We start from the raw sequence: 1751 nt of genomic DNA, 5'->3' as shown, positions 1-1751 counted from the left end.
TGGTCACTGACATAATGCTCAGAGTACAGGTCGTTGTCTCGCCCAACCGTCGACTTTTTACCCCAAACATCATACTCAAAGCGCTGAATGAGTCTGAGTTTATTGTCTGTAACCGTGATCACCGAACCTTGGTGATCTGTAAACAACCAATTGAGGCTACTAATGCCCGTGCTGTAGTACTTTTGTATCGCGTCATTGCCTATGTAGCGCTTAATGTGTGCCTGTTCATTATCGGTGTCTTTCACAGTGAGCTCTAATGCGCCAACGTAATAAATGGTCTGCGTGGCATCAGCGCGCTTATAACGGCGGTTGTTCGCATCATACGCAAAGTAAACCGTTTCGCCATTGCCTTGCATTTCAACCGCTTTATTGCGACCGGAATACACAATCTGTCTGTAAGCCGATGAGCTTCCACCTTGGTATAAAGCAACTTCGTTACCATTGTTATCGTAGTCAAAACGCTCGACTTTAGGGGCTGGTAGCTGCTGACTCACACATGCATGGCTGGTGTTGTCTACTTGTTCAACCGTGCGCGACGTTAACGCATGAAGCGGGTTACTTTGCGCCGCATAGCTATTCGTCCAAGTGTGATTGACCAACAGCTCATCTTGACCTAGACCATTACACGTGTGTTGCTTAATAAACGTGTAATCGCTTTTGGTTTTTAAGTTGCCATTATTATCGTAGCTAAATAGCACCCTATCATTGATGGTCGTTAATCGGTTGAGGTCATCATACTGATAGTGGCGTGTCTGCATCGATGCCTGCGAGCGACTCAGTAAATTACCAAGCCCATCAAAACGATAGCTATCATTTTGAATATAGTCTTTATCTACTGCTTTAATCGACGAGACCATGCCATTGTCGTCATAACCAACGGCCATGGATTGCAACCCTTTTAGGTAGCCCGTCACAAGACCGCGTGCATTTAATGACTTCACTCTGAAGTACACTTTACCCTCGAGTTTGTTGCGTGCTTCTAGCGTCTCAAACACCTGCCCAAATTGGTAGTGCTGCACCGTACCACGCGCTTCGATATAGGTATCGTCAGACTTGCGTCGGTAATCATCAAATTGATAAGCCACCCGTCCATATTCATCAAAGCTCGTTTGTCTAATCACACATCGACTCTTCAGTGGGTCCTGCATATCCGGATCACTGCTTGCGGCCAAACGCAGGTCATACTGCTCGGTATTGAACACCACTTGCGTATTAGCATGACATGCCAACGCAGACTCAACAGATGTCAGGGTAGATACCTGTCGTCCTAGGCCATCATAGTAATAATATTCAGCCCAATCACTGCCTTGTTTGGCGACTTTCAGTTGATGGCGGTCGGTCGCCGTATTACCGTACTCCCAACTGCTGATACCTTCGATATGTAATGTTGCGTCACTGCTTGGTGATGTGGTCCACGACTTTATCTTACGGCCAAACCCATCGTATCGCATATGTGTGCTCACCAAACGCGCATCGGTTTGCTTAACCAGCTCGCCAAAGCCATTGTAAGCATATGACCAAGTCCCTCTATCAGCATCCTCCACTTTGACTTTTCTGCCTAGCGCATCGTATTGGGTGCTGATGAGTAATTGATTCGCCCCGGACTCCGCTGACGAATACACCTTAGTTTGCAGCCCAGTCGGGCCATATTCGTAGGTCAAGGTATTGTCGCGCGTATCTAATACGCGCACAGTTTGACCTAACCCATTGGTGTACGTTGCAGTTGTTTGTGTTGTGATACCCGTGCCAGA

The 1751-nt window shown here is 47.2% G+C and carries 1 pseudogene; it reads right to left on the bottom strand.

Annotated elements, in window-relative coordinates:
- Nucleotides 1-1751, bottom strand: a pseudogene (locus N482_RS03480) (RHS repeat protein); the annotation flags it as partial.

Source organism: Pseudoalteromonas luteoviolacea NCIMB 1942, from assembly GCF_001625595.1.
GTDB classification, from domain to species: Bacteria; Pseudomonadota; Gammaproteobacteria; order Enterobacterales; family Alteromonadaceae; genus Pseudoalteromonas; species Pseudoalteromonas luteoviolacea_A.
Note: the sequence above shows the minus strand (reverse complement) of the source record. Positions and strands in the feature narration are given on the sequence as shown.